This window comes from Sulfurimonas sp. (genome assembly GCF_023229025.1).
GTDB lineage: Bacteria > Campylobacterota > Campylobacteria > Campylobacterales > Sulfurimonadaceae > Sulfurimonas.
Genome location: NZ_JALOAA010000069.1, coordinates 1 through 5,490, shown reverse-complemented (window position 1 = coordinate 5,490; position 5,490 = coordinate 1). Strand labels below are relative to the sequence as shown.

The following is a 5,490-nucleotide window of genomic DNA, read 5'->3' as shown; positions in this document are numbered from 1 at the left end:
AGCATTTTATATATAAGTAAGCTTAATAGTTGCTTAATGTTTTGCTTGGAAGTTTTAATTATATATGACATCTATTAGAAATCTATTTTTTCAAAAAATCAGAAATCTTCTCTGCTACGCCGTATTCGGGGGAGTCGCTTAAAATTACTTGGGCGGCTCTGTTGTTGTCTGTGTTGAAAATCATAGGACTTATGAAGTTTACAACAGAGTTTTCAATAGGCGACTGAATAAGTACGATATTTAATATAATTAGATTTGAATTTTTATCTATTTGAAGTAGCTCTTGTATGGTGTCTGAGACCTCAAAATCATACTCTCTTAAGACAAAAGGGTCTATAAGAGTAAAAGATATATGCTCTTCATTCTCAGATCTCATTTTCATAAAAATATCGTCAATTTTTTCCAAACTTACTTTTTTAACATGTTCGAAGCCTAAAATAGGCACACAAATATCAAATTTCATCAAAACCCTTCTCATATATTTCGCTAATTGTAGCACTTTAAGCATAAAATATACCTAGTTTAATGAGTGTTATATATCTTTTAGATAAAATATCAACCTATTTATAACTAGGAACTAATTTAATGAAATATAAAACTTACATAGTAGCTGCCATGGCGTTGCTAATACTACTTTTCACAAGTTGCTCAAAAGAGATTGAAGAGTATAATAAACCTGCCATGTACTGGTACTCCAAGATAACGCAGAGTGTCTCTAGCGGAGATTTGGAGAAGGCAGACAGCTACTACAGCTCACTTCAAGGTGAACATATAGGTTCTCCGCTGCTCCCTGAAGCCACCATGATACTTGCAATCGCACATATGTACCATGAGGAGTATCTCTTGAGTGAGTATTTTTTAGATGAGTATATAAAAAGATATGCAACTCCAAATGAAAAAGAGGAAGCAGAGTTTCTAAAAATAAAAGCAAAATATAAAGCACTACCAAATCCAAGACGTGATCAAGCCTTGATAGACGAGGCGATAATAGAGGGAGAAAAATTTAAACTAAACTATCCGGACTCCATGTATTTAGAGGTTGTAAATACAATGCTCATACGCCTATATCTAGCCCAATATGTACTTAATGAAGAGATTTCTGACCTGTATGAGAGGCTAGATAAACCAAAAAGCGCAGAGTACTACAAAAGCATAAACCCGCAGCCGTGGATAGACTCTTCAGAAGTTGACAGAGCGGTGGCTCCATGGTATCGTGCTTGGTTTGAGGGCGACGGTACCTCTAGTTGGTATGATTTTATGATACCTGATACAAAAAGCGTTGTTTCTAGAAACTCTATCTCTGAAGAGGATGAAGTAAAAGAGATTGAAGTAGTAGAGATTGAAGAAAAAGAGCAAGAGGCAGAAAAACCAAAGAGCGATGATGACTCAAGTTGGTATGATTTTTTAAATCCGTTTTCTGCTAATATTGATTTAAAAAAGGGAGTGAAAAGTTATGAAGCTTAGTGATTATAGTGAATTTCCCGCTGATATTCCAATAATAGCAGAGGATGAACTTTTTTTATATCCATTTATGATTTCGCCGCTTTTTTTAAGCGATGAGAACAATATAAAAGCGGCTACTAAAGCTATAGAGGAGAGCTCTTTAGTTATAGTTTGTCCTACAAAGCCCTCACATGAAGGAGAGAGAGATTTTGAATCACTCTACAACGCAGGTGTTGTAGGCTCTATTATGAGAAAAGTTGCACTTCCGGATGGAAGAGTAAAGGTTCTTTTTCAAGGCATAGCACGTGCAAAAGTTGCTTACAAGGTTTCAGATGACCCGCTTATAGCTCATGTGGAGGTTATCAAGGCAACAAATGTAAACTCTCTAAAGATAGATGCAATCCTTGAAGTAGTTCGAGAAAAAGTACGAACGCTTGCAAGCGTTAGTAACTATTTTCCTCCGGATTTGCTTAGAACTATAGAAGAAAACCATGACCACAATCGCATAATTGACCTAATTTGCAGCACTGTTAAGCTAAAAAAAGAGCAGGCTTATAACCTTTTTGTAGAGGCAAATACCGAGAAGAGATTTTTGGATTTAATTGAGTATTTAATTGACGAAATAGAAGCTAATAAGCTTCAAAAAGAGATTCGCTCAAAAGTGCATACGCACATTGAGAAGGTAAATAAAGAGTACTTCTTAAAAGAGCAGCTAAAGCAGATTCAAAAAGAGCTCGGAAGCGATACTTCAAGAGATGAAGAGATAGAGGAGTATCGCAAAAAACTTGAAGCTAAAAAAGAGAAGATGGACGAGGAGGCATATAAAGAGATAAATAAGCAGATAGAGAGATTCTCTCGCATGCATCCTGACTCTTCCGATGCCTCAATGACGCAGACTTATCTGGAGTGGGCTTTGGATATTCCCTTTGGGGATGAGAGCAAAAAGAAGCTCAAGATTAGTGAAGTACAAAATCAGCTCGACAAAGATCACTTCTCTTTAGAGAAACCAAAAGATAGAATAACAGAGTTTTTTGCCGTAAAAGAGTTAATGGAGTTAAGAGGCATAAAGGGAAATTCCGGTGCAATCATCTGTTTTTCAGGACCTCCCGGTGTTGGTAAAACATCGTTGGCAAACTCTATAGCAGAAGCACTCAAGCGTCCTCTTGTGAGGATCGCTCTTGGTGGACTAGAGGATGTAAATGAGTTAAGAGGGCATAGAAGAACATATGTCGGTGCAATGCCTGGACGAATTGTTCAGGGTATTATAGATGCTAAAAAAATGAATCCCGTAGTTGTGCTCGATGAGATTGATAAAGTGGCAAAGACAGGAAGAGGCGATCCAACTGCTGCACTTTTAGAGATACTTGACCCTGAACAAAACAAGGAGTTTAGAGACTACTATCTTAACTTCAATATTGATTTAAGCAAAGTGATTTTTATAGCGACTGCTAATGAGGTGGGTCGGATTCCGGCACCGCTTCGTGATAGAATGGAGTTTATAACTATAAGCTCATATACCCCACAGGAGAAGTATGAGATAGCATCAAGATACCTTATCCCCCAAGAGCTTAAAAAACATGGACTGCGAAAATCAGAGCTTAGCATCTCAAAACCTGCACTTAAAGAGCTTATTCATAGCTATACGCGTGAAGCAGGTGTACGTAATCTTCGCCATCGTCTTGCAAATATGTCAAGAAAAGTTGCTCGTGAGATACTTGAGAATTCTGAAATCAGCAAAGTCTCTTTGACTCTAAAAAATCTCAAAGACTATTTTGATAAAACAATCTTTGAGATAGAAAAAACAACAAAAGTTCCGGTTGTTGGAGTTGTTAACGGTCTTGCATGGACGGCAGTAGGCGGTGATGTCTTAAAAATTGAGAGTATTCGTATAAAAGGCAAGGGTACTATGCAGCTAACAGGTAGCCTTGGTGATGTCATGAAAGAGTCGGCGCTAATAGCTTATAGTGTAGTAAAGACATTGATAGATACTAAAAAACTAAAGATAGATGCGCAAAACATTCCACTTACAATTAAAGAGAGGGAAGAGAAAGCAATAGTTGACTCAAGTGAAGTCTATAAGCGTTATGATTTACATGTACATGTTCCAGACGGTGCAACTCCAAAAGATGGTCCGAGCGCCGGTATCGCTATGGTAAGCGTTATATCTTCGATTTTGAGTTCTAGAAAAATTCGCTCAGAAATTGCGATGACCGGTGAAGTCTCATTAAGCGGCGAGGTTCTTCCGATAGGCGGGCTTAGGGAGAAGTTAATAGCCGCGCATCAAGCAGATATGAGCAAGGTGCTTATTCCTATAAAAAATCTTGAGAGAGACTTAGAGGATATTCCAAAAGAGGTAAGGGATTCACTTGAGATAATCGGTGTTAGTAGAATAGAAGAGGTTTTAAAACACATCTTAGTGTAAAACCTCTTCTTGGCTTAGATAGTAATTGAGTCTATTCTTTGAGTCAGTTCACTGTTTCTTATAGGTTTCATTAAGAAACTATTTGCTCCAAGCTCTAGGGCTTCTGTTTTTTTAGTCTCATCCGTAGTTAATACAATAATTGGAACCTGCTCAATATTCTCATCAGAGCGTACAATCTTAAGCATTTCAAGTCCGTTCATAACAGGCATGATGATATCTAAAAGTACAAGATTTATATCACTTCTTGTTTTTATGATATCAATAGCTTCAACTCCGTTTTTTGCTTCAATAACCTCTTTTACATTTGGGTTTTTCATAAGCATCGATTTAAGAAGCTTAAGGTTTATCATGTCGTCATCCACTGCTAATACTATTAATTCTTTTGACATTTTATCTTACCTTTTTAAGCATATTTGTTAAACAGAGATTGAAGTAGTTCTCTGTTTACTACATTGTTAATAATTTCATCTACATACTCTTGCTGCTGTGTTGCATTTTTGTCTATAGAGTCATCAATAAGTACAATATGAGAATCAAGACCGCTTGAACTGCTTAAATTTCTAATGCTTGAAGAGATGTTGGCTAAATCTAAATCATTGTACTCTTTGTCAAAAAGAACAACTTTGTAAGAGTAGTTTTCAACCAGTTCTCTAAAATCTATAGGTGAAGAGACAACTTCATAAGTAAGCCCCATTCCCTCTATGATTTTTGTGTAGAGTCTTGTTTCAAAGTCACTCTTTTTTGCTAAAAGTATATCTGCTCTATACTCCGCTTCATCTGGGTGCTCTACTGCTTCAGCTAGTTTTTCTATAATTGCTTCTTGTGTAGCACTGCTACTGCTATCCTCTTTATGCTCTTCTTCTTGTGTATGACTATTTGCTAAATCTTTGACTTCAACTATATGGTTTGCTAAAAAGTGATTTAGAACCGAGATTATTTCTGAACGCACCAAAGGCTTAGTTGTATACTCATCAAGTCCTGCTGCTAGGAATTTTTCTCTATCGCCCTTGAGTGCATTTGCGGTTAGGGCAACAATAGGAACATGCGGCTGCTCATAATCCTCTTCCCACTCTAAAATCTCAGCCGTTGCTTCAACACCGTCTAAAAACGGCATCTGTATATCCATGAAAATCAAATCAAAATTTTCATCTTTTCTTTTTTGAAATGCATCAAGACCGTTATTTGCTATTGTAACATTTAGTCCTAAGTCTTCAAGTGTTCTTTGAATAAGTTTTTGATTTATAATATTATCTTCTGCAACCAAAACATTTGCAACAAATCTTGATGTGTTGAGGTCAAATTTTTTGCGAGACACTTTTTTAACAACTTGTGTCGAAGCATTTGACATAACATAGTTTTCAAGCGTTTGCTTTATCTTTGAGGCATGCAGAGGTTCGTATAAGACCTTAAATATATCAAGACCTAAACTATCTATTTTTTTCATTAGGTTTGATTTTGTTAAAACAATAAGCTCCTGAGGCAGTTTTGAAAGCTCCTCAAGAGTCTCTTCATTTGCATAGTCATAATCAACAAAAAGCAGGTTGTAGTTTACATCTTTTTGAAGAAGAGCTATTTTGTTTGCATCTTTAAAGGTCGTGTATCCTACACCAAAGTAATCAAGATAC

5 protein-coding genes are annotated in these 5,490 nt (G+C 36.5%); 2 read left to right on the top strand and 3 right to left on the bottom strand.

Annotated elements, in window-relative coordinates:
* Positions 1–82: 82 nt before the first annotated feature.
* On the bottom strand, positions 83–463 hold the full coding sequence (gene fliW, locus M0Q20_RS10820; RefSeq protein WP_295061822.1) for a flagellar assembly protein FliW: 381 nt from the start codon (positions 461–463) through the stop codon (positions 83–85).
* A 122-nt stretch (positions 464–585) separates the two neighbouring features.
* On the opposite strand from fliW, the gene bamD reads away from it, so the two are divergent.
* Positions 586–1,464, top strand: a complete 879-nt coding sequence (bamD, locus tag M0Q20_RS10815; RefSeq protein ID WP_295061819.1) for an outer membrane protein assembly factor BamD — start codon at positions 586–588, stop codon at positions 1,462–1,464.
* The gene (gene lon, locus M0Q20_RS10810; RefSeq protein ID WP_295061817.1) at positions 1,454–3,865 is read left to right on the top strand and encodes an endopeptidase La; all 2,412 of its coding nucleotides are present in this window, start codon (positions 1,454–1,456) and stop codon (positions 3,863–3,865) included. Before bamD ends, lon begins: the two co-directional genes overlap by 11 nt.
* A gap of 14 nt (positions 3,866–3,879) precedes the next feature.
* Here lon and M0Q20_RS10805 read toward each other — a convergent pair whose 3' ends face one another.
* Together M0Q20_RS10805 and M0Q20_RS10800 are read right to left on the bottom strand one after the other, a co-directional pair.
* Positions 3,880–4,254 (bottom strand): response regulator, encoded by a 375-nt coding sequence (locus M0Q20_RS10805; RefSeq protein ID WP_295061815.1) that lies wholly within the window; start codon positions 4,252–4,254, stop codon positions 3,880–3,882.
* Between the two features lie 14 nt (positions 4,255–4,268).
* The coding region (locus tag M0Q20_RS10800; RefSeq protein WP_295061813.1) for a response regulator at positions 4,269–5,490 on the bottom strand (1,222 nt) is incomplete at its 5' end.

Bases quoted from the DNA above. Each gene is read 5' to 3' on its own strand.
- fliW (WP_295061822.1), bottom strand. From the start codon at position 463: ATGAAATTTGATATTTGTGTGCCTATTTTAGGCTTCGAACATGTTAAA.
- bamD (WP_295061819.1), top strand. From the start codon at position 586: ATGAAATATAAAACTTACATAGTAGCTGCCATGGCGTTGCTAATACTA.
- lon (WP_295061817.1), top strand. From the start codon at position 1,454: ATGAAGCTTAGTGATTATAGTGAATTTCCCGCTGATATTCCAATAATA.
- M0Q20_RS10805 (WP_295061815.1), bottom strand. From the start codon at position 4,254: ATGTCAAAAGAATTAATAGTATTAGCAGTGGATGACGACATGATAAAC.